This window comes from Streptomyces anulatus (genome assembly GCF_000721175.1).
GTDB lineage: Bacteria > Actinomycetota > Actinomycetes > Streptomycetales > Streptomycetaceae > Streptomyces > Streptomyces anulatus_C.
In genome coordinates this window covers 26525-52663 of sequence record NZ_JOEZ01000013.1, presented here as the reverse complement: position 1 = coordinate 52663, position 26139 = coordinate 26525, and the positions used below count along the sequence as shown (strand labels likewise).

Below are 26139 nucleotides of genomic sequence, written 5' to 3'. Positions count from 1 at the left end.
ATACTGGCGGGAGTACGGAGACCCGACGGCACCGGAGGGCGGGCACATGGTCGACGACGCCTGGTCCAGTGCGCTGCACCGGCTCTGGCAGGCCTCTTCACGGGCCGAGGAGGTCGAGGCGCTCGCGGACGACGTCTACGCGCCGCTCCTCGCCACCCCGGGCGTCCACGTCGTCGTGGGCACCCGCTGGGACGAGAAGCAGGTCCTGCGGTACACGCGCGTCCTGAGCGACGGGAGTGACGCCCCGGTGATCGTCACGGCCCCGCGGACGGTGCCGGCGGCGGCCGTACGCGAGCCGGGTGACGACCCCGTGGTCATCCGGTCCGCCGTGGCCGGCCTGGACGACGCGGTGTGGCCGGAGGCGGAGTTCCTGCGCCAGACGCCGCCCGGGACCTCCGTCGTGGCCTGCACCTTCCGGCTCGACCGCCGGGGCTGGGCCACGCTCGGTGCCGCCGTCGACGCCTCGGCGGACGTACCGGCCGTCGAGCGCCGGCTCATGCAGGCGGCCGACGTCATCGTCGCCTGCCGCACCGGCATCCTCCAGCGCGGCCGTGAGGCCCGCCGGGGCGCGGACGACGCGCTGCTGGCCGAGGCCTCGCTCCAGATGGACTCGTCCCTGGACGTGGTCGACACCCTGCGGCGGGTGGCCCGGATCGCCGTTCCGGCCGTCGCCGACGGATGTCTCGTACACCTGCTGCGCAGTGAGGGCCCGGAGTTCGTCGCCGCCACGCACGTCGCCGTCCAGCAGCAGCGCGCACTGGAGGCGGCGGGCCGCGACGACCCGTGGCTGGCCGCACTGCTCGCCCGCCGGGGCGAGGACGAGGACCCCCTGTTCCTGAGCGGCGCCGCACTCGACGGCTCGCCCTTCGCCGCCGACGCCGCAACGGCCGGGGACGGCCGCCACCCGACCGTCGTCAGCATCAGCACGCTCCACGCCCGGGGCCGTGTCGTCGGCAGCATCACCTTCGTCTACCAGCGGCCCGAGGCCCGGCTGCCGGACAGCGCCTTCCTCCGCAGCCTCGCCACCCGGGCCGCACTCGCCATCGACAACGCCCTGCTCTACGAGCTCCGCCGCAACGCCGTCCTCTCGCTCCAGGAGCACCTGCTCCCCTCGCGGCTCCCGGTCACCGACCAGTGGGACCTGTCAGCGAGTTACGAGGTCGGCGACCCCATGCTCGACGTCGGCGGCGACTTCTACGACGCCGTGCCCCGGCCCGACGGAAGCATCGCCCTGCTGATCGGCGACGTCTGCGGACGCGGCGCGGAGGCGGCGGCCCTCACCGGTCTCGCCCGCCACACCCTGCGCACCCTGCTGGAGGAGGGCACCGACGCGGGCACCGCCCTGATTCGCCTCAACCGGGCCCTGCGCCAGGAGCGGGCGAGCCGCTTCCTCACCGCGGTCGTCACGACGCTGACGCCCCAGGCCGACGGCACGGCGCTGGTCAGCACGTGCAGTGCCGGGCACCCCGCCCCCCTGGTGCTCCGCGGCGACGGCACGGTGTCCGAAGTGCTCTGCGACGGGCTCCTCCTCGGCGTCCTGGACGACGTCTCCTACGAGAGTCACGAGGACCGGCTCGCCCCGGACGACACCCTGGTGCTGTTCACCGACGGGCTCACCGAGTCACGGGAAGCGGACGGCACCTTCTTCGAGAGCGTCCTGCCGCAACGGCTCGCCGCCCTCCGCGGTCTCGACGCCGCGCACATCGCGGAGAGCCTGGCCCGGCAGGCCAAGGGGTTCCGCGCCTCCGGACAGGACGACATCGCCCTGCTCGTGGCCCGCTGGACCGGCGTCCCACCCGGTACCGGCCCGCTCCCCCACGCCCTCCGGCTCGAACGGGCGGCCCTGTGATGAGCACCCGTACCAGCAGGGCCGCGACGGACAACCGAACCGGCGAACAGGCAGGTCCCACATGAACAGCGATGGACTGATCCTCGTCGTGGAGGACTCGGAGGAGGACACGGAGGCCATCCAACGGGCCCTGTCGCGCTCCCACCCCTCCCTGCAGGTGGAGTTCGCGCCACGCAGCGACGCGGTGGTGCCCCGCCTCCTCGACCCCTCCGCCCGGATGCCGGACCTGGTGCTGCTCGACCTGAACATGCCGGGCACGAACGGTCTGACCCTCCTGTCGGACCTGCGCGGGCACGCCGAGTGCGCGTCCCTGACGGTCATCGTCTTCACGTCGTCCACCTCCTCGGCGGAGGAGGACGCCTGCTACGCGGCGGGCGCCGACAGCTACATCTACAAGCCCGTCAACTTCGAGCTGTTCCAGACGGTCCTGCGGGGAGCGGTCGACTTCTGGATCGCGCAGAGGACCGACGGGCGGTCCGCCGCCGGGTAGCCCGCACCCCGGGCCCCGGCCGGGCGGACCGGCGTCACCCGCTGGGCGGGGAGTCCGCCCCGCCCAGCGTGAACCACACCGCCGTCCCCGGACCGCCGCCCCGGCTGCCGTCCGGGGCGGCGGCCGGGCTCTCCAGCCACAGTCGGCCCCCGTGGCGTTCCACGATCCGCTTGACCACGGCGAGGCCGACGCCGGAACCGCCGCCCCGTTCGCCCCGGGCGTGCAGTCGGCGGAACAGCTGGAGGACGTCCTCGTGACGGTCGGGCGGGATCCCGATGCCGTTGTCCCGCACGACCACAGCGGTCACCGGCCGCCCGTCCCCGCCGCTGTCCGGGTCCTCGGTGTCCCCGCCCGGCGGCACCACCGGCACCTCGGTGTCCCCGCCCGGCGGCACCACCGGCACCGCCTCCACCCACACCCGCCGCTCCCCCGTGCCCTCGTCCGCCGCGTACTTGGCCGCGTTGACCAGCAGGTTCTCCAGCACCTCGCGCAGCCGCTCCCGGTCCGCGCGCAGCCAGGGCAGGGCGGCCGGGCGCACCAGGGTCACACCCTGCTCCGCCAGCCGGGCCCCGGCGACGACCAGCGCGTCGTCCACCACCTCGTCCAGCGACAACAGCTCCCGCCGCAGGCCCACCTGGCCGAGGCGGGAGAAGTGCAGCAGGGAGTCGAGCAGCCCGTCCATGCGCTCCGCGAGCCGGCCGACCGTGGTGAGCCGGCGCAGCGAGGTGGCGTCCAGTTCGGAACCGGCGTCCTCGACGATGAAGGACGCCGCGTTCGAGATCCCCCGCAACGGCTCCTTCAGGTCGTGGGCCGCCGCGTGCGCGAAGGAGTCCAGGTCCTCGTTGGTCCGGGACAGCTCGGTGTTCCGCGCCTCCAGGTACGCCGTCCGACGGCTCAGCAGGCCCGACATCTCCCGCCACAGCTCCCCGGCGACGACCCGCTGCGCGGGGCTCCACGGCTCGCTCCGCCCGCGTACGGTCGCCCGGTGGACGGCCGCCGAACCGCGCGGGGTCAGCCGCTCACCGCCCGGCCCCGTGCGCACCGGGCGTGCCGGATCCGCCGCCCACTCCCGGGGCGCGGGCAGTTCACGGCGCCACCAGGCCAGCAGGTCGCCGTCCCGGTTGAAGGGGAGGAAGAGGAGGCCCGCGGGCAGCTCCCGGGCCTCCGCGTCCGCCGGCTCGAGCCCCAGCACCTCCGGCACCCGGTCGCTGCTCCACACCTCGCCGACCGGACTCCGGTCGGCGAGCCGCTCCAGCAGGCGGGGCAGCCCTTCGGGGGGAGGGGCCCCGGTCGCCAGCGTCTCCGTACCCCGGATCAGCAACGCCCCGTCCGCGTGGATGAGTTCGGGCACCCCGGAGTCGGGGAACGGCAGCGCGTCCGGCGCCTGGGAGGTGAGCTGGGCCAGCAGCGCGGCGAGTGCCCGCCGGTACCCGGACAGCTCGTCGGCCTGCTCGCGCTCCGCGACGGCCGCCAGTTGCAGGGACAGCGCGATCCCGAAGAACTCGCAGGCCGCCCGTACTTCGGGGGTCAGCCGTCTCGGCTCGTCACCGTGGCAGGCGATCAGCCCCCACAGCTCACCGTCCTGCAGGAGCGAGACGGACATGGACGAGGTCACACCGATGTTGCGCAGGTATTCCAGGTGGTAGCCGGAGACGGTCCGCAGTATCGAGCCCGACAGGTCCAGCGGCTCGCCCGTCTCCTCCCGCAGCTCGGGCAGCAGCCCCACGGTCCGGTCGTCCACGTCAGCGATGGCCCGGATCCAGTTGCGGGCGTAGAGGCGGCGGGCCTGCGGCGGGATGTCGCTGGCCGGGAACCACAGCCCCAGCCACGGCTCCCGCCCCTCGTTGCGCACCTCCGCGATGACCTGGCCGGGTCCGTCGGTGCCCTCGAACCGGTATGCCACCACCCGGTCGTAGCCGGTGAGCGCCTGGACCTCGCCGACGGCGGCCTCACAGCACTCGGTGACGCCGGCCGCGCCCTGGAGCCGCTGCAGGGCGCGGCGTACCCGGGGATAGAAGCTCTGGAACACGAACGGCCGGTCCGCCGAACGCGGTTCGAACTCCAGCACCAGCAGCTCCGCGACCCGGTGGACGGTCACGTCGAAGAGCCGGGCCCGCCCGTCCTGCTCAAGAGCGAGGGACAGCACACCGGAGGCAGCGGGCCCGTCCGGCGGGGAGGCCGGGCCGGAGTTCTCCGGGGGGATCACCGCGGAGTTCACCGGGAAGCCCGCCACGGCCTCCGCGCTCTCCCGCGCCAGCGCCCACTGCTCCTCACCGATCAGCTCCGTGACCGGCCGCCCCACCAGCTCCTCGGCCGCCCGCCCCAGTACCTCCCGTGCGTTCCGGCTCACCGTGTCGACCACGGCGTCGTGCGACCGGGCTGCGACCAGGGCCCCGTACGACTGGACGCCGCCGAGCAGGTGGATCGGCTCCCGCACGCACTGGGAGAGGTCGAACTCCTGGCTCACACCGGCCTCGGCCGCCACCGCTTTCGGGGAGAGCCACCCCCGTACCTCGTCGGACACTGCCTGCTCTCCGTCCCGCCGTCCGTCGCCCCGCTCGCGCCTTCCTGCCCACGGGTGCATAGCATGACGAACTTCGCCTTCCCGTCCGCAGTCCCGCGCACACCCTTCCACCGGGCGATTCCGCCGGTGGGCGTACGGCTTCAGCAAGCGCTTCGGCATCGTCCACGTGGACTTCGCGTCGCAGCGCCGCACGGTGAAGGACCGTGAGCGGTGGTATGCGGGGGTGATCGCCCGGGGCGGGCTGGAGCGGGGGTGAGGGGGGGGAGGGCGAGGCGACCGGCGAGAGCGATCCCGTACCACGACTTTCTGCCACCCCGACCGGTCCCACCGCCCGTCCAGCCCTGCGATTTCGCCCCGGGCTCGCGTCCGGGGCGAAGTCACAGGGCGGTGGTCAGCTCGTGCGGTTGTAGATCGCCGTGCCGGGGCAGGCGGTGACGCCCGAGCGGGTTGCGCACCCGGTGTACTGGCTGGAGCCGTTCCACCAGGCCCAGCCGCCGATGGTGCGGCCGTTGAGCCAGGTGTACTGGCCGTTGTAGTTGGCGTCGTACGTGCGCAGGCTCCAGTGCACGTGGGCTCCGGTCGCGGCCCCGCCGGCACAGGTGTCGGTGCCGATAGTGCCGAGCAGGGCGCTGCGGGCGATCGATGTTCCGTTGTAGTAGGTGGTGTTCCACATGTGGTAGTAGTCCGTCGAGAAGCCGCCGGGGTGGATCACCCTGGTCCAGCCGCCTCCGGCACCGCACATCGAGGTCGCCGTTCCCTCCCGGGACGAGCGGACCCGCCCGCTGGCGTTGCCTCCCGCGAAGTCGAGGCTGCTCCAGTAGCCCGTCGAGCCGGTGTGGGAGTGCGCCCCGCCGGTGAGAGTCATGTAGTAGTCGGGCATCCAGGGCAGCAGCAGTCCGTTGGTGTTGGCAGCCGTGGTCCCCACTGCCGACGTCTCCTGCTGGGGAGTCGCCTTGCGCTGAGCGTACGCCGCCACGGTCCGCCGCTCCGCCTTGCCGACCAGCGGAGACCTGGCCACGTGATCGGCGAACTCACGGTCGCCCTCAAGGCCCGAGATCCATTGCCCGTCCTTGCGGTGAGCGATGTAGAGCCACCCCTCCGGCTCGCCGTGGTGGGTGCGGGGCGCTTCGACGTACGCGACGCCACGAGCCCAGCCGGCCGAGACGGTACGGACATCGACGACCACCTTGCGGCCTTCATCGGCGAGTTTCCTGACGGCGGCTTTCGGGGCGAGCCCCTTGGCGTCGTGGGACCGGGAGAGGACGTCTGTGGAGACGGCGTCTATCAGTGCCTGCCGACCGGTGCCGAGGCGGTTGGCCACCACGGACGGCATCTTCACGGTGACATCGGGGGAAGGCGACTGGGCGGCGGTCGCCGGGGCCCCGGCAGGCGTTGCGGCCGAGTCACGGAATGCCGCCGTGGCCGAGGGCGCGGTGGCGAGCAGGCCGATGGCGGCGAGGGCGGCGACGGTGGTTCTCACGGACAGCTTGGAGAGCATGGGTGGTGTCCCTTCTGGACGAGAGGGGCGCTGACAGGTCGACAGGAGCGAGAGCTGGGTGAAACGCGTGCGGCCACGCCATACGAGAGCAAGGGCATCCATGCATTGTCATGTCTGCACCAAATCTATGCGCGTAGCTTACGGGCCTGTGGGCCGCCGGAACAGATCAGGTAGCCAGGGATTCAGAAGAGATACCGGGCGCCGGACCGTGGAGTCGATGACGGTCAGGACGGGGCTGTCTCAGGTCGGAGTGCGGCCTGCCGGCGTGCCGGACGGTTGTCGTCATCGGTCGGCCGCTGCCCGGCAACCGCAAGGACTGCAAGGCATGGGAGTCGTCCGGTACGAAGCCCGGCTGCGGCTCCGGGGACGACGCCCTGGCTACGGCCTGTCCGGCGGATCATGCCGGGCGGTCCACCGGCGCTGAATCTCCACCAGGGCGAAAGTCCCGCCTGCTCGGCGACGTCTGGCACGCACGCTCGCCGCGTTGTCGGGATCACCCCGTTACATCCAGTATCGGGACGACCCTCCGCCTTGCGATCGCACGCACCAGACGCCGCCGAGCCCGCCCTCCGGGCGGACGGCGCTCCTTTCGAAACACGCCCTAGACGGGCGGGGCCTCCGCCGAGTACCGGCGCAGCAGCGGCGAGAGCACCAGGACGGACTTGGTCCGCTCGACGTACGGCTCCCCCGCGATCCGTTCCAGGACCTGTTCGAAGTGGCGCATGTCGGCGGCGAAGACCTGCACCACCGCGTCCGCGTCGCCCGTGACGGTGGAGGCCGCGGCGATCTCCGGGTAGCGGGCGAGGCCCTGCTTGATCGCTTCCGGGGAGGTGTTGCGGCTGCAGTAGATCTCGATGAACCCCTCGGTCTCCCAGCCGAGCGCCGCCGGGTCGACCCGCACGGTGAAACCGGTGATCGCGCCTTCCGCCCGCAGCCGGTCGACGCGGCGTTTCACGGCGGGGGCGGAGAGGCCGATGAGCGCGCCGATGTCGGCGTAGGAGCGCCGGGCGTCTTCGGCGAGGGCGTGGACGATGCGTTCGTCGAGGTCGTTCAGGCGCACGTCGGGCGGTTCACTATCTCTGCGGTGGGTCGGCTTGCGGGAGGCGGCGCGTGCCGCCTCCCGCAGTAGACCATGAGCCGCCGTCGCGGGCGTGCTCGGCGCAGGGGGTGACCGGTCAGGACCGGTCGGAAGGTGCAGGGGGGTGCTCAGAAGGGGAACTGCGAGCGGCCGTGCTGGATGGAGATCCACTTCTGGGTGGTGAAGGCCTCGATCATCGAGTCGCCGTTCAGCCGGCCGAGGCCGGAGCTCTTCTCGCCGCCGAAGGGGACGATCGGCTCGTCGTGGACGGTGCCGTCGTTGATGTGGATCATGCCGGTGTGGATGCGCTGCCCGATCCGGACACCGCGCTCGATGTTGCCGGTGTGGACGGCGCCGCTGAGCCCGTACGGGGTGTCGTTGGCGATGCGGACGGCCTCGTCCTCGCCGTCGAAGGGGATCAGCAGGGCGACGGGGCCGAAGATCTCCTGGTGCAGGACGGGCGAGTCGGCGGCGAGGCCGGTCAGCACCGAGGGGCTGACGAGGTTGCCGTCGGCGCGGCCGTGCAGGAGGGCCGTCGCGCCGGCCGCCACGGTCTGGTCGACGAGCTTGGAGACGGACTCGGCCTGCGAGGAGTTGATCAGCGGGCCGATCTGGGTGGCCGGGTCGGCGGGGTCGCCGACGGTGAGCGAGGCGACCTTGGCGACGAACTTCTCGGTGAACTCCGCCTCGACGGCGCGGTCGACCAGGATGCGGTTGGCGGCCATGCAGACCTGGCCCTGGTGGACGTACCGGCTGAAGACCGCCGCGTCGACGGCGTAGTCCACATCGGCGTCGTCGAGAACGATCAGGGCGCTGTTGCCGCCGAGTTCGAGAACGGCGCGCTTGAGGTTCCGGGCGCAGACGGTGGCGACGTGGCGGCCGACCTTGTCCGAGCCGGTGAAGGAGATGACCTGCGGCACGGGGTGCTCCAGCAGGGTGTCGCCGATCTCCGCGATGTCGGTGATCACGACGTTCAGCAGCCCGGCGGGCAGCCCGGCGTCCTCGAAGATCCTGGCCAGCAGGGTACCGCCGCAGATCGGGGTGTTCTGGTGGGGCTTGAGGACGACGGCGTTGCCGAGGGCCAGCGCGGGCGCGACGGACTTGAGGGAGAGCAGGAAGGGGAAGTTGAACGGACTGATCACGCCGACGACCCCGACGGGCACGCGGTAGACGCGGTTCTCCTTGCCCTCGGTGGGCGAGGGGAGGATCTGTCCGGCGGGGCGCAGGGCCAGCTGGATCGCCTCGCGGAGGAACTCCTTGGCCAGGTGCAGTTCGAAGGCGGCCTTCAGCCGGGTGCCGCCGAGTTCGGCGACGATGGCCTCGCCGATCTCCGGCTCGCGCTCCTCGACGAGGTGCAGCGCCTTCTCCAGTACGGCCCGCCTGCTGTACGGGTTGGTGTCCGCCCACGCCTGCTGGGCGCGTTCGGCGGCGCGGTAGGCCTGGTCGACCTCGTCGGCGGTGGCGACCGGGATCGAGGCGAGCTTCTCCCCGTCGAACGGGTTGAAGTCGATGATGTCCCAGGACCCCTTCCCCGGCCTCCACTCGCCGTCGATGTACTGGTGGGCCAGGTCAGTGAAGAAGGACATGAGATCCCTTACCGCAGAGAGGCAGGCAGCTGAGTGCGCTTCATATTACTTACATTCCAACAGAGTTGAAGCGGGACCCCGGCCACCTCCGGAGGTCCGGAAACGACCCCGCCCTCTCGGGTGCGAAGTACCGGAGAGGGCGGGGTCGTTGCGGTGGATCCGGGATCAACTCCAGCTGGCGTGGAGCGGCTTGCCCTCGGCGTATCCGGCGGCGCTCTGGACGCCGACGACCGCCTTCTCGGCGAACTCCGCCAGGGAGGCGGCACCGGCGTAGGTGCAGGAGGAGCGGACGCCCGCGATGATCGAGTCGATCAGGTCCTCGACACCCGGGCGGGTCGGGTCGAGGAACATCCGAGAGGTGGAGATGCCCTCCTCGAAGAGCGCCTTGCGGGCGCGGTCGTACGCGGACTCCTCCGAGGTGCGGTTCTTGACGGCGCGGGCCGAGGCCATCCCGAAGGACTCCTTGTAGAAGCGGCCGTCGGCGGTCTGCTGGAGGTCGCCGGGCGACTCGTACGTGCCCGCGAACCAGGAGCCGATCATGACGTTGGACGCGCCGGCTGCGAGCGCCATCGCGACATCGCGCGGGTGGCGGACGCCACCGTCCGCCCAGACGTGCTTGCCGTGCTTCTTCGCCTCGGCGGCGCACTCCAGGACGGCGGAGAACTGCGGGCGGCCGACGCCGGTCATCATCCGGGTGGTGCACATGGCGCCGGGGCCGACGCCGACCTTGATGATGTCCGCGCCCGCCTCGATCAGGTCGCGCACGCCCTCGGCGGCGACGATGTTGCCCGCGACGATCGGCACCTGCGGGTCGAGCGCCCGGACGGCGCGGACCGCGCTGATCATGGATTCCTGGTGGCCGTGGGCGGTGTCCACGACGAGGACGTCGGCGCCCGCGTCCAGGAGCTGCTTGGCCTTGCCGGCCACGTCGCCGTTGATGCCGACGGCTGCCGCGATGCGCAGCTTGCCCTCGGCGTCGGTGGCGGGGGTGTAGAGCGTGGCACGCAGGGCGGCCTTGCGGGTCAGTATGCCGACGAGGCGTCCCTGCGCGTCGACCGCGGGGGCGAGCTTGCGGTTGGCGCCGTCGAGCTTGTTGAAGGCGTCGCGCGGGTCGATGTCGGCGTCGAGCAGCACCAGGTCCTTGGACATGACCTCGGAGAGCTGGGTGAAGCGGTCGACGCCGGTGAGGTCGTGCTCGGTGACGACGCCCACGGGACGTCGGTCGGCGTCGACGACGACGCCCGCGCCGTGGGCGCGCTTGGGCAGCAGCGACAGCGCGTCGGCGACGGTCTGGCCGGGGGCCAGCTCGATCGGGGTGTCGAGGACGAGGTGGCGCGTCTTGACCCAGGAGATGACGTCGGTGACGACCTCCATCGGAATGTCCTGGGGGATGACGACGAGCCCGCCGCGGCGGGCGATGGTTTCGGCCATCCTACGGCCCGCGATGGCGGTCATGTTGGCGACCACGAGCGGAATGGTGGTGCCGGTTCCGTCGGGCGACGAGAGGTCCACACCCTGCCGTGAGCCGACCGCGGAGCGGCCCGGAACCATGAAGACGTCGTCGTACGTGAGGTCGTACGGGACCGCGGGGGACTCTGTGTAGCGACCGGTGCCCGGCTCAAGAAAACGCATAACGCTCATATTTTCATACGAAACGGTGCAGGTCGTCTCCACGAAGACACAACGAAAGACCCCCGCGTTCGTCTGTTCCTCCGAGGAGGCGGCGGGGGGCTCCGGGCAAGTGGAACCTGCCTTACCCACGAACCTTACCCGAACGGGTTTCGAATCATTCGTGATCACCATCCCTGGACCGGGTGACAAAGGGTCAGGTAGCTTCAAACCCGCAGGTCTCGGGGGTGTCCGAAGTGTCGATCCGGCTCATCGGCAGCCCTGGGCACACCGTTTGACCGGAGAGGATCCAGATCCGCCCGTGGACAGCGAACTGCCGTACATCTACTGCCCGTTCCCGCCGCGGACCAACCCGCACGTGGGACACACCCGGGGGCATCTGGACACCTGGACCAGACGGACGGGTCTGGTCCACCGCGAGTCCGCGAGGAACCGATTCGAACAAGCCGATTTCGGGGCGTTCGTCGGCATGGTCTACCCGACGGCTGACGAGTACCACCTCGATCTGGTGGCCGACTGGTTCGTCTGGCTCTTCCTCGTTGACGACCAGCTCGACGACGGCCACCTCGGTCGTTCACCCGACCGGGTGAGAGACGTCGTCGACCGGATGCGCGCGGTGGTCGACGGCTCCGCCCCCGAGCCGCTGGCGGGGGAAGAGGTCCCGGCCGCCGTGACCGCCCTGGCCGACCTGTGGGAGCGTACGACGCCGAACGCCGCCCCGCACTGGCGGACCCGGTTCGCCTGGCATCTGGTCACCTACCTCACGACCGCCACGACCTGGGAGGCGGGAAACCGCGCCGAGGACGTGGTGCCCTCGGAGGACGCGTACATCGCCAAGCGGCGGCACACCGGGGCCATCCACGTCTGCATGGACCTCATAGAGATCGTGACGGGGATCGAGGCCCCGGAGTCGATCCACAACGACCCCCGCTTCATCACCGCCCTGGAAGCCGCGTGCAACCACGTGTGCTGGGCCAACGACGTGTACTCCTTCGAGAAGGAGCAGGTGCTCGGCGAGATCCACAACCTCGTCCACCTGGTCCGCCACCACCGGGGCTTCGGGGAGCAGCAGGCGCTGGACCATGTCGCGGAGCGCCTGGCGATGGAGACCGAACGGTTCCTGGCCGCCGAGGACGAGCTGCTGGAGCTGTATCCGGAGCTGTCCGGGCTGCTGGTGCCCTATCTCGACGGGATGCGGAGCTGGATGCGCGGCAACCTGGACTGGTCGCGCCAGACGCCGCGCTACAACCCCGCCGACGTGGGCCAGTACGAGGAGCCCGAGGAGTATCTGGAGGAGACCGTGCTGGGCGTCCCGCCCGCGCGCGCCGAGGCCGGCGCCCCCGCCCCGTGCGCGGCCGCCGAGGCGCCACCGGCCGGCTGAACGCGGATCAGGACGCGACGAGGGCCGTGCACCGGATGCGGTGCACGGCCCTCCACGTGTTCCTCGCGGTGTCACTCCCCGTCGGGGTCGGCCCGCTCCAGCGCCGGGCGCGTGCCCGCGGCGGACTCGGTGAGCAGATAGTCGGCCGCGGCGGTGTCCGTGACCAGGCTGGTGACCAGGCCGGAGCGCAGCACCGCGCCGATCGCCGCCGCCTTGCGCTGACCGCCCGCGATCGCGACCACCTCGGGGATCCGGCGCAGCCGGTCCGCCTCGACGGTGATGCAGCGCTCCCCGAGGTCACGGCCGACCCGGCGGCCGTCGGAGTCGAAGAGGTGCGCGGACATCTCGGCGGCGACGCCGAGCGAGGCGTAATGGGCACGCTCCGCGTCCGAGAGCATGTCGTGGACCGTGGAGATGCCCGGCTCCCAGGAGCCGATGGAGACGGCGGCGACCGTCACCTTGTCGAAGTACTCGAAGGCGCGGGCGATACCCGTCTGGTCGCGCAGCGCGGCGGCCGTCGCGGGGTCGGGCAGCAGCATCGGGGCGTAGATGGGGTGCGCCTCGCCGCCGGACACCTGGGCCGCCCGGCGGACCGCCTCGACCGAGCCGCGCTCGGCGGTGCCCGCGTCGTACACCCCGGTCAGCTGGACGACCGTGCACGGCGGGAGCCGGTCGAGGGCGGCTGCCATGTGGATGGTGGAGCGGCCCCAGGCCAGGCCGAGCACGTCACCCTCGGCCACCAGCTCGCCGAGGAGGTCGGCGGCGACCTCGCCCAGGTTCTCCGGGTCGGGGGCGTCCTCCTGCTCCTCGGCCGGGGACTCGACGACGACCGCGTGCCGCAGCCCGTAGCGGGCGCGCAGGGCGTCGGAGCGCTCGGCGTCCAGCTCGGCCGGCACCCGGATCTCGATGCGTACGAGATCACGCTCCAGGGCCGTCTCCAGGACCCGGGCCACCTTGAAGCGGCTCACGCCGAACTCCTCGGCGATCTGGATCTTGGACTTGCCCTCCAGGTAGAACCGGCGGGCCATGGCCGCCGCCTGCACCAGCTCCGCGGGTCCCATCCGCATGGCTGACCGACCCGCCGAGATGCCAGACACCGCGATCTCCTCACTGCTGTTCACACGCCCGATACGCCGTTCATACTGTCAGATCCGGCGATCCTTGATCGGTCCTGTCGGACCGCGTTCATCCGCCCTTGGTTCAGTGGCCACACGCCCAGGGGGCGACGGCCGTGACCGCGTCCGCCTGGGCCCGCAGCTCCCGCACCGCCGCCGCCGGGTCCGCCGCTCCGTAGACCGCGGATCCGGCCACGAAGACGTCGGCGCCGGCCTCGGCGCATCGCTCGATGGTGGTGGCCGAGACCCCGCCGTCGACCTGGAGCCACAGTTCGAGGCCGTGCTTGCTGATCAGCTCCCGCGTGCGGCGGATCTTCGGCAGCATGATGTCCAGGAAGGCCTGGCCGCCGAAGCCCGGCTCGACCGTCATGATCAGCAGCATGTCCAGCTCGGGGAGCAGGTCCTCGTACGGCTCGATGGGCGTCGCGGGCTTGAGCGCCATGGAGGCGCGCGCCCCCTTCGCCCGGATCTCCCGCGCCAGGCGCACCGGAGCCGCCGCGGCCTCCGCGTGGAAGGTGACGGAACCCGCTCCGGCCTCCACGTACTGCGGCGCCCAGCGGTCCGCGTCCTCGATCATGAGGTGGCAGTCCAGCGGGGTGTCCGTGGCCTTGCTGAGCGCCTCGACGATCGGCACGCCGAGGGTCAGGTTGGGCACGAAGTGGTTGTCCATGACATCGACATGGAGCCAGTCCGCGCCTTCGACGGCCTTCGCCTCATCGGCGAGACGCGCGAAATCGGCGGACAGGATGCTGGGGTTGATCTGCGCCATGACCCAAGCCTGCCACGTCTCCCTCCGGTTCCCCGCCTCGATGCGCTCCGAAGCCTCGCACAGCCATCACAGTTCGCACATTCTGGGCATTTTGCCAGCGCTTTACTGTTCTTTTGCCGTTTGCCGGGCGAGATTCAGCCGGGCCGCACCAGCCCGTCCGGCGGTCAGCCGGTCCGGCGCAGCAGCGCCAGATACATCGCGTCCGTGCCGTGCAGATGCGGCCAGAGCTGGACGTCCGGTCCGTCACCGAGAGCGGGTACCCCGGGCATCAGCGGGCGGGCGTCGATCCACTCCGCTTCCACCGGCTCGCCGCCCCGGCCCCTGAGGACGTCCTGGACGACCACCCGGGTCTCCGCGAGATGCGGGGAGCAGGTCGCGTAGCCGACCACGCCACCGACCCGAACCGCCTTCAACGCCTCGCGCAGCAGGCCTCGTTGGAGCGGGGCGAAGGACTCAAGGTCCTCGGGCCGACGCCGCCAGCGGGACTCCGGACGACGCCGCAGCGCGCCCAGGCCGGAGCAGGGCACATCCATCAGGATCCGGTCGAACGTGCCGGGCAGCCACGGCGGGCGGGTACCGTCCGTCGTGATCACCTGGTAGGGGCCGGGGTTGCCGGCGAGCGCCCGCTCGACCAGCCGGGCGCGGTGCGGCTGCTTCTCGGCGGCGAGCAGGGTGGCGCCCCGCCCGGCGGCGAGGGCGGCCAGCAGGGCTGCCTTGCCCCCGGGGCCCGCGCAGCCGTCCAGCCAGCGGGTGTCGCGGCCCTCGACGGGTGCGGCGGCCAGGGCCGCGGCGACGAGCTGGCTGCCCTCGTCCTGGACGCCCGCCCGGCCCTCCTGGACGGCCTCCAGCGCGCCGGGCTCGCCGCCCTCGGCCATCCGGACGGCGTAGGGGGACCAGCGGCCCGGCAGGGAGTTGTCCTCGCCCAGGGCCTTGACCAGCTCGTCGGTGGTGGAGCGGCCGGGGCGGGCCGCCAGCGTCACCTCGGGCCGCTCGTTGTCGGCTTCGAGGAGGTCCTCGATGCCCGCCCGGCCGCCGCCCAGCGCGTCCCAGAGGGCGGAGACGATCCAGCGGGGGTGGGAGTGCACGACGGACAGGTGGTCCTCGGCGTCCTCGTCGTACGCCGGGGCGACCTTCTCCACCCAGCCGTCGAGGTCGTGCGCGCTGACCTTGCGCAGCACCGCGTTGACGAACTTCGCGCGCCCCTCCCCCAGCACCACCCGGGCCAGCTCCACACTGGCGGAGACGGCCGCGTGGGTGGGGATACGAGTGCCGAGCAGCTGGTGGACGCCCATGTTGAGGACGTCGAGGACCGGCGGGTCGACCTCGCGCAGCGGCCGGTCGACGCAGGCCGCCACGATCGCGTCGTACGTGCCCTGGCGGCGGAGCGTCCCGTAGACCAGCTCGGTCGCCAGCGCCGCGTCCCGGCCGTCGAAGTCGCCCTTGGCGCGGGCCTTCTTCAGCAGCGGGGGCAGCACGAGGTTCGCGTACGCGTCACGCTCGTCGACGGCCCGGAGCGCCTCGAAGGCGAGGAACCGGACCGGGTCCTTCTGCGGACGGCGATGGGGCTTGGCGGGACGGCGACGCGGCTGGTCGTTCACGTGAAAGGTGCTCCGCTGATGGTGAGAGGTGCGAACCCTCCCAGCGTACGTCGCTGTCCCCGGACGCCCGAACGGCAGCCCGGTGCCACTGGACGCCCCCTACAGGCCGAGCAGCTCGCCGTGGACGATGCGGACGCCGCGCGCCCAGTCGGCGGCCCTCATCGGCTTCTTGCCCTGCGGCTGGACCCAGAGCAGTTCGACCGCGTGCGATCCGGTGCCCACGTACACGTTGTTCTTGGCGGCCGACAGCTCGCCGGGGGCCAGGTCGGTGCGGTCCAGGACCGGCGTGGCCTGGATCAGCTTGAGCCGCTCGCCGCGGAACAGGGTCCAGGCGCCCGGGGCCGGGGTGCAGCCGCGCACCACCCGGTCGACCCGCAGGGCGGGCGCGGACCACTGGACCTGGGCGTCCTCGACGGTGATCTTCGGGGCCAGGGTGACGCCGTCGTGCGGCTGGGGCACGGCGTGCAGCGTGCCGTCCTCGATGCCGTCCATGGTGGCGGCGAGCAGTCCGGCGCCGGCGAAGGCGAGCCGGGTGAGCAGATCGCCGCTGGTGTCGGTGGGGCGGACCTCCTCGGTGAGGACGCCGTAGACCGGGCCGGAGTCCAGGCCCTCCTCGATCAGGAAGGTCGACGCGCCGGTCACCTCGTCGCCCGCCATCACCGCGTGCTGGACCGGGGCCGCGCCCCGCCAGGCGGGCAGCAGCGAGAAGTGCAGGTTGACCCAGCCCCGGGCGGGCACGTCGAGGGCGACCTTGGGCAGCAGGGCCCCGTAGGCGACGACCGGGCAGCAGTCCGGGGCGATCTCGCGCAGCCGGGCGAGGAACTCCTCGTCCCGGGGCTTCGCGGGCTTGAGCACCTCGATCCCGGCCTCCTGGGCCCGCTCGGCCACCGGGCTCGCGACGAGTCGGCGGCCCCGACCGGCGGGGGCGTCGGGACGGGTCACGACGGCGGCCACCTCGTGGCGGTCGGAGGCGATCAGGGCGTCCAGGGCGGGGACGGCGACTTCGGGGGTGCCGGCGAAGACGAGCTTCATGGGTGGCTGACTGCCTCTCGGGCCAAGACGTACGGTGACGAGCAGCACACCAGTCTAGGGGTGCCTCTGCGGTCAGGGCCGGTCAGGCCGCTTCGGACGGGCGCCGACCGGGGGGCGTACGCGCGCCGCGCACGCCCCGTGCATATGCACATACGCCCCGATAGCGTGACCACACACCCGGCTCGGGCGTTGGTCAAAGGAGATTGACCGAAGCGGGCCGCCCCGATGCGGCCCGATCCCTTTCAACGCCGGTTCGAGAGGCTTCTTCATGGCCGACCACGCAACCCACGACGCCCAAGCGCGGGCCAGTCTGCATCTTCTGGTGCGGGACATCGAGCGGGTCCGGCGGCAGGTGGACGCGCTGCGCACCCTCACCGCCCAGCTGGGCAACGTCTACCGTCCGCGCCGCTCCGGCCCCTCCGCGGGCTTCGTCGTCTACGGCAGGGCTCCGGCCCCCACCGTCCGCCTCGCGCAGGAACTGCGGGACAGCGTCGAGACCCTGGTCACGGCCGCGGTGGACTTCGACCGCTCGCTCGGCTTCTCCTGGGACGCGGTGGGCTCCGCCCTCGGCGTCACCAAGCAGGCCGTGCACCGCCGTTACGGAACGCGCCGGGCCACGCCGCAGCCCACCGCCGAGACGGGCGGCGAGACCACGGCCGTGCCGCGCCCGGTCTCCGTCGGTCCCGGCCTGGGCGGGTCCTCCGCCCGAGGGTCCGGCTCCCCGGTGCCCTCGGTCCCGGCGGCCCGCTCGATGCCGCCGCAGCCGTCGGCGGCCCAGCAGCCGGTCCGCGAGGAGCTGCGCCCCGGCGCCTTCCCGGGCCCCCGCAACGGCTGACCGTACGCCGCCCGCTGCCCCACCGTGCCGGTCGCACGGCGGGGCAGTCCGCTGTCCGGGCCCGAGGCCGCAGGGTCTCCAGGGTCTCCAGGGTCTCCCCCGTGGTCTCGGCCGATGCAGGGCCGTTAGGCCGGCTTCAGCCGATGTCGGGCGGGTCGATCCTGATGCGTATCGGGTCGGTCGCGCCCTTGGCCATGCGGGCCGCGAGCGCAGTCTTCAGGGCGCGGGCGAGCGCCGCCCCGCGGCCCGGGACCACCCGGATCAGGGCACGCTCCCAGGTCTCCCCCGGCGGGGCGTCCCCCGGTCGGCGGGGCCTGCCGGGCTCGGCCGAAGGGACCGGCACCGGGCCCAGGATCTCCGCCTCCGGCGGCAGCCCGGCGTTCTGGAGGAACGCGGCCAGCGCCTCGGCCGGGCCGGTCGCCGAGGCCATCCGGGAGACCGGCGGGAAGCCCAGCTCGGCCCGCTCCGCCAGCTCCCGCCGGGCGAATCCCGCCGGGTCCCAGCGGACCAGTGCCTGCACCGCACGCTCCGTCGGCTCGGCCACGATCACCACCGTGCCGCCCTCGTCCTGTCCCCGCACCAGCGCACCCGCCGCCGTCCACCGGCGCAGCGCCTCCTCCCCCGCCCGGAGATCGGGCCGGCCGAGCATGGCCCAGCCGTCCAGCAGCAGGGCCGCCGCGTATCCGCCCTCGGCGACGGGCTCCGCGCCGGGGGTGCTGACGACGAGAGCGGGGGCGTCGGGCACCGCGTCCAGCACGTGGTCGCGCCCCGAGGTGCGGACGGGCACGGCGGGGAAGGCCCGGCCCAGCTCCTCCGCGGTGCGGCGGGCGCCGACGATCTGGGCGCGCAGCCGGGGCGAGCCGCACTCCGCGCAGTGCCAGGCCCGCTCGGCCCGCCCGCACCAGGCGCAGTTCAGATCCTGCTGGTCCGGGGCCTGGAGCGGGCCCGCGCAGTGCCGGCAGCGGGCGGGCGCCCGGCAGCGTTCGCAGGCGAGGCGGGGGGCGTAACCCCGCCGGGGCACCTGGACCAGCACCGGACCGCTGCGCAGGCCGTCGCGCACGGTCTGCCAGGCAAGGCTGGGCAGCCGGGCGGACCGGGCGGCGCCGTCCCGGGCCAGCTCGCCGTCCCCGACCGTACGGATGAGGGGCGCGGCCCGGCGCAGCAGCTCGCGGTCGGCGACGAGCGGCAGGGCCCAGCCGCTCTCCACGAGCTGGGCGGCCTCGACCGTGCAGCTGGTCCCGCCGAGCAGGAAGCCGCAGCGGCCCTGGGCCGCCCGCAGTTCCAGGACCTCGCGGACATGGGGGAAGGGGGCGTTGTCGTCGCTGTGGCTGGAGTCCCCGTCGTCCCAGACGACGACGAGCCCGAGGTCCTGGACGGGGGCGAACATGGCCGCCCGGGTCCCCACCACCGCCCGCACCGAGCCCCGGCGCACCGCGAGCCACTGGCGGTAGCGCTTCTCGGGGCCGGAGTCGGCGGTCAGCAGGGCGTGCCGGCCCTGGCCGAGCGCCTCGGTGAGGGCCGCGTCGACCCGTCCGGCGGCCCGCCCGTCGGGGACGACGACGAGTGCGCCGCGCCCGGAGGAGAGCGCCGCCGCGACGGCACCGGCGATCTCGGCGGGCCAGTGCGGGCCGGGCAGGGCGGTCCACACGGCGCGCGGCGCGCCACCCTCGGCCAGGGCGCGCAGGAAGGCCGGGCCCTGGCCGTACCGCTCCCAGGTGCCCGGCTCGGGGGGCGGCGGCGGGGGCAGCGGTTCCGGGGAGGGCTTGGACTCGGCCCGGCCGTTGCGCGGCGGGACGGCGAGCTGGAGGACGTCGGCGAGGCTGCCCGCGTACCGGTCGGCGACGCCGCGGCAGAGGGCGAGCAGCTCGGGTCCGAGGACCGGCTCCGGGGAGACCACCGAAGCGATCGCGGCCAGCGCTCCCTGGTAGTCGGAGTCGGCGCGGCGCTCGACGATGAAGCCGTCGATCAGCCCGCCGCCCTCGCGCCGCCCACCATGGACGTTGCGCCCGCCGGCCCCGAACCGGACCCGCACCCGGACACCCGGCCGGGCGTCGGCGTCCAGCTCCTCGGGGACCGCGTAGTCGAAGTACTGGTCGAGGTGGAGGACGCCCTTGTTGACCAGGACGCGGGCGACGGGCAGTTCCTCGGCGAGGGCCGCGCCGCGCCAGGTCCGCGGCTTGGCGCGCGGCACCTTCGCCCGGCGCACGGTCTCCCGGATCAGCGCAAGCTGCTCCGGCGCCCCGGCACCGGGTTCGGCGGACTGCTCGTTCTCGCTGCTCACAGCTGAATTCCTACCAGAGACCACTGACAGCGGCGGGGGCACGGCAGCGGGGCCCGGCCACCGTGCTCGGTGTCCGGGCCCCGCTGTCGTACTCGATGCCGCCCGCCCCGCTGTCGTACGCGGGCGGGTTCGCTACAGACCGGCGGCGGCGCGCAGGGCGTCCACGCGGTCGGTGCGCTCCCAGGTGAAGTCGGGCAGCTCACGGCCGAAGTGGCCGTACGCGGCGGTCTGGGCGTAGATCGGGCGGAGCAGGTCGAGGTCCCGGATGATCGCGGCCGGGCGGAGGTCGAAGACCTCGCCGATCGCGTTCTCGATCTTCTCGGTGTCGACCGCGGCGGTGCCGAAGGTCTCCACGAACAGACCGACGGGCTCGGCCTTGCCGATCGCGTAGGCGACCTGGACCTCGCAGCGCGCGGCGAGACCGGCGGCCACCACGTTCTTGGCGACCCAGCGCATCGCGTACGCGGCGGAGCGGTCGACCTTGGACGGGTCCTTGCCCGAGAAGGCGCCGCCGCCGTGCCGGGCCATGCCGCCGTAGGTGTCGATGATGATCTTGCGGCCGGTGAGGCCGGCGTCGCCCATCGGGCCGCCGATCTCGAAGCGGCCGGTCGGGTTCACCAGGAGGCGGTAGCCCTCGGTGTCCAGCTTGATGCCGTCCTCGACGAGCTGTGCGAGCACGTGCTCGACGACGAACTCGCGGATGTCGGGCGCGAGCAGCGAGTCCAGGTCGATGTCGGAGGCGTGCTGCGAGGAGACGACCACCGTGTCCAGCCGGACCGCCTTGTCACCGTCGTACTCGATGGTGACCTGGGTCTTGCCGTCGGGGCGCAGGTAGGGGATGGTCCCGTTCTTGCGCACCTCGGACAGCCGCCGGGAGAGGCGGTGGGCGATGTGGATCGGGAGCGGCATCAGCTCCGGGGTCTCGTCGCAGGCGTAGCCGAACATCAGGCCCTGGTCGCCCGCGCCCTGCTTGTCGAGCTCGTCATCGTCTCCACCCGCGGCGGCACCCTCGACCCGCTTCTCGTACGCGGTGTCGACGCCCTGTGCGATGTCCGGCGACTGAGCGCCGATCGACACCGAGACGCCACAGGAAGCACCGTCGAAGCCCTTTTTGGAGGAGTCGTAGCCGATCTCCAGAACCTTGTTGCGCACGAGGTTGGGGATGTCTGCGTAGGCCTTGGTGGTGACCTCGCCCGCGACATGCACCAGACCGGTGGTGATCAAGGTCTCTACGGCGACGCGCGAGGCGGGGTCCTCGCGCAGGAGCGCGTCGAGAATCGTGTCGCTGATCTGGTCAGCGATCTTGTCGGGGTGACCCTCGGTGACAGATTCCGAGGTGAAGAGACGGCGGGACACATCGCTCCCTGGGGTTGCAGCGGCTGCTGGCTGATCATGGGTGGCACGTCCGAGAGCTGCGCTCGGCGCGTACCGTCGGCCAGTTTATCGGTCGCATCCGGCGGCCGGGCCAGGTGTCTCGCCCTTTGGGAGGTTCGTGACATGCGCCACGCGGGGTGCCAGTAGGACAATCCGCCCTCTCCGGCCGCCACTTTGGGCCCTATCAGACGATTTCGCTCGCCCGGAGGGTTGATTGTGAAATCGGCTGGAACCTTCCTGAAACCAGATCCCAGACCGTGTCGGCAAGCGCTTCCTTGGGTCCGTACGGCACGGGGGTCTCCTGGCCGTCGGCGGCGAGGACGACCGCTTCGTTCTCCTCCGAGCCGAAGGTCTTGCGCTCCCCCACCTCGTTGACGACGAGGAGGTCGCAGCCCTTGCGGCGGAGCTTCGCACGGCCGTTGGCCAGCACGTCGTCGGTCTCGGCGGCGAATCCGACGACGATCTGGTCCGGACGGGCCCGCTCGGTGGAGACCTCGGCGAGGATGTCGGGGTTACGGACCAGGGTGAGCTCGGGCGCCTCTTCCCCGTCCTTCTTCTTGATCTTGCCGGAGGCGTACGCGGCAGGGCGGAAGTCGGCCACCGCGGCCGCCATCACCACGACATCCGCGTCGGGGGCGGCCTTCAGCACGGCCTCGCGCAGTTGGACGGCCGTGCCGACCCGCAGGACGTCGGCCCCGGCCGGGTCGGGCAGTCCCGTGTTGGCCTCGATCAGGGTGACCCGGGCCCCCCGGGCCACCGCGGTGCGCGCCAGCGCGTAGCCCTGCTTGCCGGAGGAACGGTTGCCCAGGAAGCGCACCGGGTCGAGCGGCTCGCGGGTGCCGCCGGCGCTGATCACCACATGGCGGCCCGCGAGGTCGGGCTCGGTGACCCCGCGCGCCAGCGTCCGGCGGCAGACCTCGAAGATCTCGCCCGGATCGGGGAGCCGGCCCTTGCCGGTGTCGACGCCGGTGAGCCGCCCGACGGCGGGCTCGATGACGACCGCGCCCCGGCGGCGCAGGGTGGCGACGTTCTCCTGGGTGGCCGGGTGCTCCCACATCTCGGTGTGCATGGCGGGGGCGAACACCACCGGACAGCGGGCGGTCAGGAGCGTGTTGGTGAGCAGGTCGTCGGCGAGCCCGTGGGCGGCCTTGGCCAGCATGTCCGCGGTGGCCGGGGCGACCACCACGAGGTCGGCGCCCTGCCCGATCCGCACGTGCGGGACCTCGTGGACGTCCTGCCAGACCTCTTCGGACACGGGGTGTCCGGAGAGCGCGGACCAGGTGGCGGCCCCGACGAAGTGCAGCGACGCGGCGGTCGGGACGACCCGTACGTCGTGGCCGGACTCGGTCAGCCGGCGCAACAGCTCGCACGCCTTGTAGGCGGCGATGCCCCCGCTGACCCCAAGGACCACCTTCGGCTTGTCCACTGCGTCTCCCCGCACTCGGCAACGTAACGGCAACATGTGGGTCCCATGCTGCCTCACCGCGCGAAGGGCTTTCATCCGGCCCCGGACACACCTCAGGCCCGGCGGACGGGCCGCCGGGCCTGGAGCGAAGGTGCTGCTGCGTTACTGCGCGGGGCCCTCGATGGCCTCGGAGGTCAGCAGGCCCGCGTTGATCTCGCGGAGCGCGATCGACAGCGGCTTCTCGTGCACGTGGGTGTCGACGAGCGGACCGACGTACTCGAGGAGGCCTTCACCGAGCTGCGAGTAGTACGCGTTGATCTGGCGGGCACGCTTGGCCGCGTAGATCACCAGGCTGTACTTCGAGTCGGTGGCTTCGAGGAGCTCATCAATCGGCGGGTTGATGATGCCCTCGGGCGTGGTGATGGAAGAGGACACTCTCTGCCTTCCGAAGGGGGTGTAGATCAAAGATCAAAGAGATCTGGAGCGATCGCGGAGATCTAGGCCTGAAGCATCAACGTTAGCAGCTCACGCGCCACGTCCTCGACGGAGGTGTTGACGAGCGTCGTGTCGAACTCCGCCTCGGCGGCAAGTTCGATCTTCGCGGCGGCGAGCCGGCGCTCGATGACCTCGGGCGCCTCGGTGCCCCGGCCGGTGAGCCGGCGCACCAGCTCCTCCCAGCTCGGCGGGGCCAGGAAGACCAGCCGGGCGTCGGACATCGACTCGCGGACCAGCCGGGCGCCCTGGAGGTCGATCTCCAGCAGGACCGGCTCCCCGGCCTCCAGTCGGTCCAGCACGGCGCGGCGGGGCGTGCCGTAGCGGTTGCCCGCGAACTCGGCCCACTCCAGCAGTTCACCGTTGGCGACGAGCTTGTCGAACTCCTCGTCGTCCACGAAGAAGTAGTGGACACCGTTGCGCTCCCCGGGGCGTGGCTTGCGCGTCGTCGCCGACACGGAGAGCCAGACCTCGGGGTGCACGGTGCGCATATGAGCGACGACCGTGCTCTTGCCGACGCCCGAAGGGCCGGAGAGCACGGTCAGCCGCGGACGTACGTCCGGGGGTACGGGGGACGTCCCCCGGGATGTTGCAGCCATGGGGCGATTATCCAGGTTCTCAGGAGTGCCTGAGAACGTCAGGCGGCGCTGCCGCCGAACTCACGCTCCAGGGATGCGATCTGATTGGAGCCAAGACCCCTGACCCGGCGGCTCTCGGAGATACCGAGACGCTCCATGATCTGCTTGGCGCGGACCTTGCCGACGCCCGGCAGGGATTCCAGCAGTGCGGAGACCTTCATCTTCCCGATGACGTCGTTCTCCTGGCCCTGCTTGATGACCTCGTGGAGGGAGGCGCCGGAGTGCTTGAGTCGATTCTTGACCTCGGCCCGCTCCCGGCGAGCCGCGGCGGCCTTTTCGAGCGCGGCTGTGCGCTGTTCAGGGGTAAGGGGCGGAAGAGCCACGCCTACGTCACCTCGGATGTCGATCTGTCGGATACGGACCGGCGGGGAAGCTGGACGCCACCCGCCAGGTGAGCGGAGAACACACTGTGCTCGGCCGCTCTCGACGGAGACTAGCGGCAAGGGCCGCTCTAGTCAGCGAGAACAGACGAAAAGTCCTGGTCAGCTGTGGCCGACCAGGATTTTCCCGACATATCGACCAGGTTTCCGGTCAGTAGCGCGTCAGTAATTCGTCAACACGCTGTAAACGTGTCAGGGTCAGCTGCCGGATACGGCACGACGGACCTCGTCCGCGAACCGCTCGGCCGCTTCGCGCAGCCCGGACACGTCCGGGCCGTGGCGCAGCACGCCCCGGCTCACGCTGGGGACCACGTTGCCCACCGCGTCGCCGAACACCGCCGGCAGGTCCGCCGGGGTCGCGCCCTGGGCGCCGATGCCGGGCGCGAGGAGCGGTCCGTTGATGGCCAGGTTCACCCCGGCGTCGCCGAGCGTCGCGCCGACCACCGCGCCGACCGAGCCGAGCGGAGCCGCTCCCTTGTTCTCCGCCGCCATGTGGTCGAGCATCAGCTGGGCGAGCGAGCGGCCGTCGGCGGCCGTGGCCCGCTGGACCTCGGCGCCCTCCGGGTTGGAGGTGAGGGCGAGGACGAAGACGCCGGCGCCGGAGACGGCGGCGGCGTCCAGCGCCGGGCGCAGCGAGCCGAAGCCCAGGTACGGGGAGACGGTGACCGCGTCCGAGAAGAGCGGGGAGTCCTTGTCCAGGTAGGTCGCCGCGTAGGCCCCCATGGTGGAGCCGATGTCGCCGCGCTTGGCGTCCATCAGGACGAGCGCGCCGGCCGCCCGTGCCTCCTCGACGGCTGTCTCCAGGACGGCGACGCCGCGCGATCCGAAGCGCTCGAAGAACGCGGACTGCGGCTTGAGGACGGCGACCCGGTCGGCCAGCGCCTCCACGACGGTCCGGGTGAAGCGCTCCAGGCCCGCGATGTCGTCGTTCAGGCCCCAGGAGGTGAGGAGCGAGGCGTGCGGGTCGATGCCGACGCAGAGCGGCCCACGGGTGTCCATGGCGTGGCGCAGGCGGGCGCCGAAGGGTTCGGGCGTCACAGGGCAGCCTTCTTCCGGGTCTCGGCGCCGACGGCCTCGGCGAGGGTGGCGTACGGGGAGGTGGCGAGCCGGGCGGCGAGGCCCTTGTGGATCGCGCGGGCGTAGCCGGGACCTTCGTAGATGAAGGCGCTGTAGCCCTGGACGAGGGTGGCCCCGGCGAGGATGCGCTGCCAGGCGTCCTCGGCGTTCTCGACGCCCCCGACGCCCACCAGGGTGATCCGGTCCCCCACACGGGCGTACAGGCGGCTCAGGACCTCCAGCGAGCGTTCCTTGAGGGGCGCGCCGGAGAGTCCGCCGGTCTCCCCCACCAGTTCGGGACCGGACTTCAGGCCCAGGCTCTCCCGGGCGATGGTGGTGTTGGTGGCGATGATGCCGTCCAGGCCCAGCTCCACGGCGAGGTCGGCGACGGCGTCGACGTCCTCGTCCGCCAGGTCCGGGGCGATCTTGACGAGCAACGGGACGCGCCGGGTGGTGACGGTGCGGTCGGCGGCCTCGCGTACGGCGGTGAGCAGCGGGCGCAGCGACTCGGTGGCCTGGAGGTTGCGCAGACCGGGGGTGTTGGGCGAGGAGACGTTGACGACCAGGTAGTCGGCGTGGCCGACGAGGGCCTCGGTGGACTTCACGTAGTCGGCGGCGGCCTCGGCCTCGGGCACGACCTTGGTCTTGCCGATGTTGACGCCGACCGTGGTCCGGAAGACCGGGTTACGGGCGGCCAGGCGGGCGGCGACGGCGGCGGAGCCCTCGTTGTTGAAGCCCATGCGGTTGATCAGCGCACGGTCCGCGACGAGCCGGAAGAGGCGCTTCCTGGGGTTGCCGGGCTGCGGTTCGCCGGTGACGGTGCCGATCTCGACGTGGTCGAAGCCGAGCATCGCCATGCCGTCGATCGCGACGGCGTTCTTGTCGAAGCCGGCGGCGAGCCCGAAGGGGCCGTGCATCCGCAGACCCAGGGCCTCGGTGCGCAGCTCCTTGTAGCGGGGGGCGAGGGCGGCGGCGACGAAGGTCCGCAGGACGGGGATGCGGGCGGCGAGGCGGATCCAGCGGAAGGCGGCGTAGTGGGCCTGCTCGGGGTCCATCCGCTTGAAGACCAGCCGGAAGAAGAGCTTGTACATGAAGAGATGTCCTCACAGAGAGGGGGACACCGTTTCCG

The 26139-nt window shown here is 72.3% G+C and carries 21 protein-coding genes and 1 pseudogene; 5 read left to right on the top strand and 17 right to left on the bottom strand.

Annotated features, from left to right (window positions below; translation table 11 throughout):
- Nucleotides 1-46: 46 nt before the first annotated feature.
- Both IG90_RS0116300 and IG90_RS0116295 read left to right on the top strand, forming a co-directional pair.
- The gene (locus IG90_RS0116300; protein ID WP_030584172.1) at nt 47-1849 is read left to right on the top strand and encodes a PP2C family protein-serine/threonine phosphatase; all 1803 of its coding nucleotides are present in this window, start codon (nt 47-49) and stop codon (nt 1847-1849) included.
- Nucleotides 1850-1910: 61 nt separating this feature from the next.
- Nucleotides 1911-2339: a response regulator gene (locus IG90_RS0116295; protein WP_030584170.1), complete on the top strand. Its 429-nt coding sequence runs from the start codon at nt 1911-1913 to the stop codon at nt 2337-2339.
- A 34-nt stretch (nt 2340-2373) separates the two neighbouring features.
- On the opposite strand, the gene IG90_RS0116290 is transcribed toward IG90_RS0116295, so the two are convergent.
- Entirely contained in the window at nt 2374-4923 is a 2550-nt protein-coding gene (locus IG90_RS0116290) for an ATP-binding protein (RefSeq protein ID WP_078585274.1), read from the bottom strand.
- Between the two features lie 67 nt (nt 4924-4990).
- Between IG90_RS0116290 and IG90_RS43530 the strand changes: the two are divergent.
- Nucleotides 4991-5119 (top strand): annotated as a pseudogene (locus IG90_RS43530) (family 1 glycosylhydrolase); the annotation flags it as partial.
- 135 nt (nt 5120-5254) lie between these two features.
- On the opposite strand, the gene IG90_RS0116285 reads toward IG90_RS43530, so the two are convergent.
- The 4 genes from IG90_RS0116285 to IG90_RS0116270 form a co-directional block, all read right to left on the bottom strand.
- Nucleotides 5255-6361 (bottom strand): M23 family metallopeptidase, encoded by a 1107-nt coding sequence (locus IG90_RS0116285; protein ID WP_030584166.1) that lies wholly within the window; start codon nt 6359-6361, stop codon nt 5255-5257.
- Between the two features lie 601 nt (nt 6362-6962).
- A complete protein-coding gene (locus IG90_RS0116280; RefSeq protein ID WP_030584164.1) occupies nt 6963-7421 on the bottom strand; it encodes an Lrp/AsnC family transcriptional regulator in 459 nt (152 codons plus the stop codon).
- A gap of 146 nt (nt 7422-7567) precedes the next feature.
- Complete coding sequence (locus IG90_RS0116275; RefSeq protein WP_030584162.1) at nt 7568-9025, bottom strand: aldehyde dehydrogenase family protein; 1458 nt, start codon at nt 9023-9025, stop codon at nt 7568-7570.
- A 165-nt stretch (nt 9026-9190) separates the two neighbouring features.
- A complete protein-coding gene (locus IG90_RS0116270) occupies nt 9191-10657 on the bottom strand; it encodes a GuaB1 family IMP dehydrogenase-related protein (RefSeq protein ID WP_030584160.1) in 1467 nt (488 codons plus the stop codon).
- A 298-nt stretch (nt 10658-10955) separates the two neighbouring features.
- On the opposite strand from IG90_RS0116270, the gene IG90_RS0116265 reads away from it, so the two are divergent.
- Entirely contained in the window at nt 10956-12035 is a 1080-nt protein-coding gene (locus IG90_RS0116265; RefSeq protein WP_030584158.1) for a terpene synthase family protein, read from the top strand.
- Nucleotides 12036-12106: 71 nt separating this feature from the next.
- Here the strand turns inward: IG90_RS0116265 and IG90_RS0116260 are convergent, their stop codons facing one another.
- The 4 genes from IG90_RS0116260 to fmt form a co-directional block, all read right to left on the bottom strand.
- Complete coding sequence (locus IG90_RS0116260) at nt 12107-13102, bottom strand: sugar-binding transcriptional regulator (protein ID WP_030584156.1); 996 nt, start codon at nt 13100-13102, stop codon at nt 12107-12109.
- A 133-nt stretch (nt 13103-13235) separates the two neighbouring features.
- On the bottom strand, nt 13236-13919 hold the full coding sequence (gene rpe, locus IG90_RS0116255) for a ribulose-phosphate 3-epimerase (protein WP_030584154.1): 684 nt from the start codon (nt 13917-13919) through the stop codon (nt 13236-13238).
- 164 nt (nt 13920-14083) lie between these two features.
- The gene (locus IG90_RS0116250) at nt 14084-15517 is read right to left on the bottom strand and encodes an RsmB/NOP family class I SAM-dependent RNA methyltransferase (RefSeq protein ID WP_030584152.1); all 1434 of its coding nucleotides are present in this window, start codon (nt 15515-15517) and stop codon (nt 14084-14086) included.
- 99 nt (nt 15518-15616) lie between these two features.
- Nucleotides 15617-16549 (bottom strand): methionyl-tRNA formyltransferase, encoded by a 933-nt coding sequence (gene fmt / locus IG90_RS0116245; protein ID WP_030584150.1) that lies wholly within the window; start codon nt 16547-16549, stop codon nt 15617-15619.
- 268 nt (nt 16550-16817) lie between these two features.
- On the opposite strand from fmt, the gene IG90_RS0116240 reads away from it, so the two are divergent.
- The gene (locus IG90_RS0116240) at nt 16818-17384 is read left to right on the top strand and encodes a hypothetical protein (RefSeq protein ID WP_030584148.1); all 567 of its coding nucleotides are present in this window, start codon (nt 16818-16820) and stop codon (nt 17382-17384) included.
- 136 nt (nt 17385-17520) lie between these two features.
- Here the strand turns inward: IG90_RS0116240 and IG90_RS0116235 are convergent, their stop codons facing one another.
- The 8 genes from IG90_RS0116235 to IG90_RS0116200 all read right to left on the bottom strand — a co-directional run bounded on the left by IG90_RS0116235 (nt 17521) and on the right by IG90_RS0116200 (nt 26101).
- The gene (locus tag IG90_RS0116235; RefSeq protein WP_030584146.1) at nt 17521-19665 is read right to left on the bottom strand and encodes a primosomal protein N'; all 2145 of its coding nucleotides are present in this window, start codon (nt 19663-19665) and stop codon (nt 17521-17523) included.
- A 132-nt stretch (nt 19666-19797) separates the two neighbouring features.
- Nucleotides 19798-21021, bottom strand: a complete 1224-nt coding sequence (metK, locus tag IG90_RS0116230; RefSeq protein WP_030584143.1) for a methionine adenosyltransferase — start codon at nt 21019-21021, stop codon at nt 19798-19800.
- Between the two features lie 202 nt (nt 21022-21223).
- Nucleotides 21224-22465 carry a bifunctional phosphopantothenoylcysteine decarboxylase/phosphopantothenate--cysteine ligase CoaBC gene (gene coaBC / locus IG90_RS0116225; RefSeq protein WP_033894284.1) on the bottom strand — a complete coding sequence of 414 codons (1242 nt, stop codon included), beginning with the start codon at nt 22463-22465 and terminating at the stop codon, nt 21224-21226.
- 141 nt (nt 22466-22606) lie between these two features.
- Nucleotides 22607-22879, bottom strand: coding sequence for a DNA-directed RNA polymerase subunit omega (gene rpoZ / locus IG90_RS0116220; protein ID WP_003970369.1), 273 nt, complete (start codon nt 22877-22879; stop codon nt 22607-22609).
- 62 nt (nt 22880-22941) lie between these two features.
- The gene (gene gmk, locus IG90_RS0116215) at nt 22942-23535 is read right to left on the bottom strand and encodes a guanylate kinase (RefSeq protein ID WP_030584136.1); all 594 of its coding nucleotides are present in this window, start codon (nt 23533-23535) and stop codon (nt 22942-22944) included.
- Nucleotides 23536-23573: 38 nt separating this feature from the next.
- The gene (locus IG90_RS0116210; protein WP_030584134.1) at nt 23574-23897 is read right to left on the bottom strand and encodes an integration host factor; all 324 of its coding nucleotides are present in this window, start codon (nt 23895-23897) and stop codon (nt 23574-23576) included.
- Nucleotides 23898-24152: 255 nt separating this feature from the next.
- Nucleotides 24153-24992 carry an orotidine-5'-phosphate decarboxylase gene (gene pyrF / locus IG90_RS0116205; protein ID WP_030584132.1) on the bottom strand — a complete coding sequence of 280 codons (840 nt, stop codon included), beginning with the start codon at nt 24990-24992 and terminating at the stop codon, nt 24153-24155.
- A complete protein-coding gene (locus IG90_RS0116200; RefSeq protein WP_030584130.1) occupies nt 24989-26101 on the bottom strand; it encodes a quinone-dependent dihydroorotate dehydrogenase in 1113 nt (370 codons plus the stop codon). The genes pyrF and IG90_RS0116200 overlap by 4 nt, the downstream gene beginning before the upstream one ends.
- Nucleotides 26102-26139 lie beyond the last annotated feature (38 nt).

What these genes read in the sequence shown, in the direction of transcription:
- IG90_RS0116300 (WP_030584172.1), top strand. Translation starts at nt 47, where the DNA reads ATGGTCGACGACGCCTGGTCCAGTGCGCTGCACCGGCTCTGGCAGGCC.
- IG90_RS0116295 (WP_030584170.1), top strand. Translation starts at nt 1,911, where the DNA reads ATGAACAGCGATGGACTGATCCTCGTCGTGGAGGACTCGGAGGAGGAC.
- IG90_RS0116290 (WP_078585274.1), bottom strand. Translation starts at nt 4,923, where the DNA reads ATGCACCCGTGGGCAGGAAGGCGCGAGCGGGGCGACGGACGGCGGGAC.
- IG90_RS0116285 (WP_030584166.1), bottom strand. Translation starts at nt 6,361, where the DNA reads ATGCTCTCCAAGCTGTCCGTGAGAACCACCGTCGCCGCCCTCGCCGCC.
- IG90_RS0116275 (WP_030584162.1), bottom strand. Translation starts at nt 9,025, where the DNA reads ATGTCCTTCTTCACTGACCTGGCCCACCAGTACATCGACGGCGAGTGG.
- IG90_RS0116270 (WP_030584160.1), bottom strand. Translation starts at nt 10,657, where the DNA reads ATGCGTTTTCTTGAGCCGGGCACCGGTCGCTACACAGAGTCCCCCGCG.
- IG90_RS0116260 (WP_030584156.1), bottom strand. Translation starts at nt 13,102, where the DNA reads ATGCGGATGGGACCCGCGGAGCTGGTGCAGGCGGCGGCCATGGCCCGC.
- rpe (WP_030584154.1), bottom strand. Translation starts at nt 13,919, where the DNA reads ATGGCGCAGATCAACCCCAGCATCCTGTCCGCCGATTTCGCGCGTCTC.
- fmt (WP_030584150.1), bottom strand. Translation starts at nt 16,549, where the DNA reads ATGAAGCTCGTCTTCGCCGGCACCCCCGAAGTCGCCGTCCCCGCCCTG.
- IG90_RS0116240 (WP_030584148.1), top strand. Translation starts at nt 16,818, where the DNA reads ATGGCCGACCACGCAACCCACGACGCCCAAGCGCGGGCCAGTCTGCAT.
- gmk (WP_030584136.1), bottom strand. Translation starts at nt 23,535, where the DNA reads ATGGCTGCAACATCCCGGGGGACGTCCCCCGTACCCCCGGACGTACGT.
- IG90_RS0116200 (WP_030584130.1), bottom strand. Translation starts at nt 26,101, where the DNA reads ATGTACAAGCTCTTCTTCCGGCTGGTCTTCAAGCGGATGGACCCCGAG.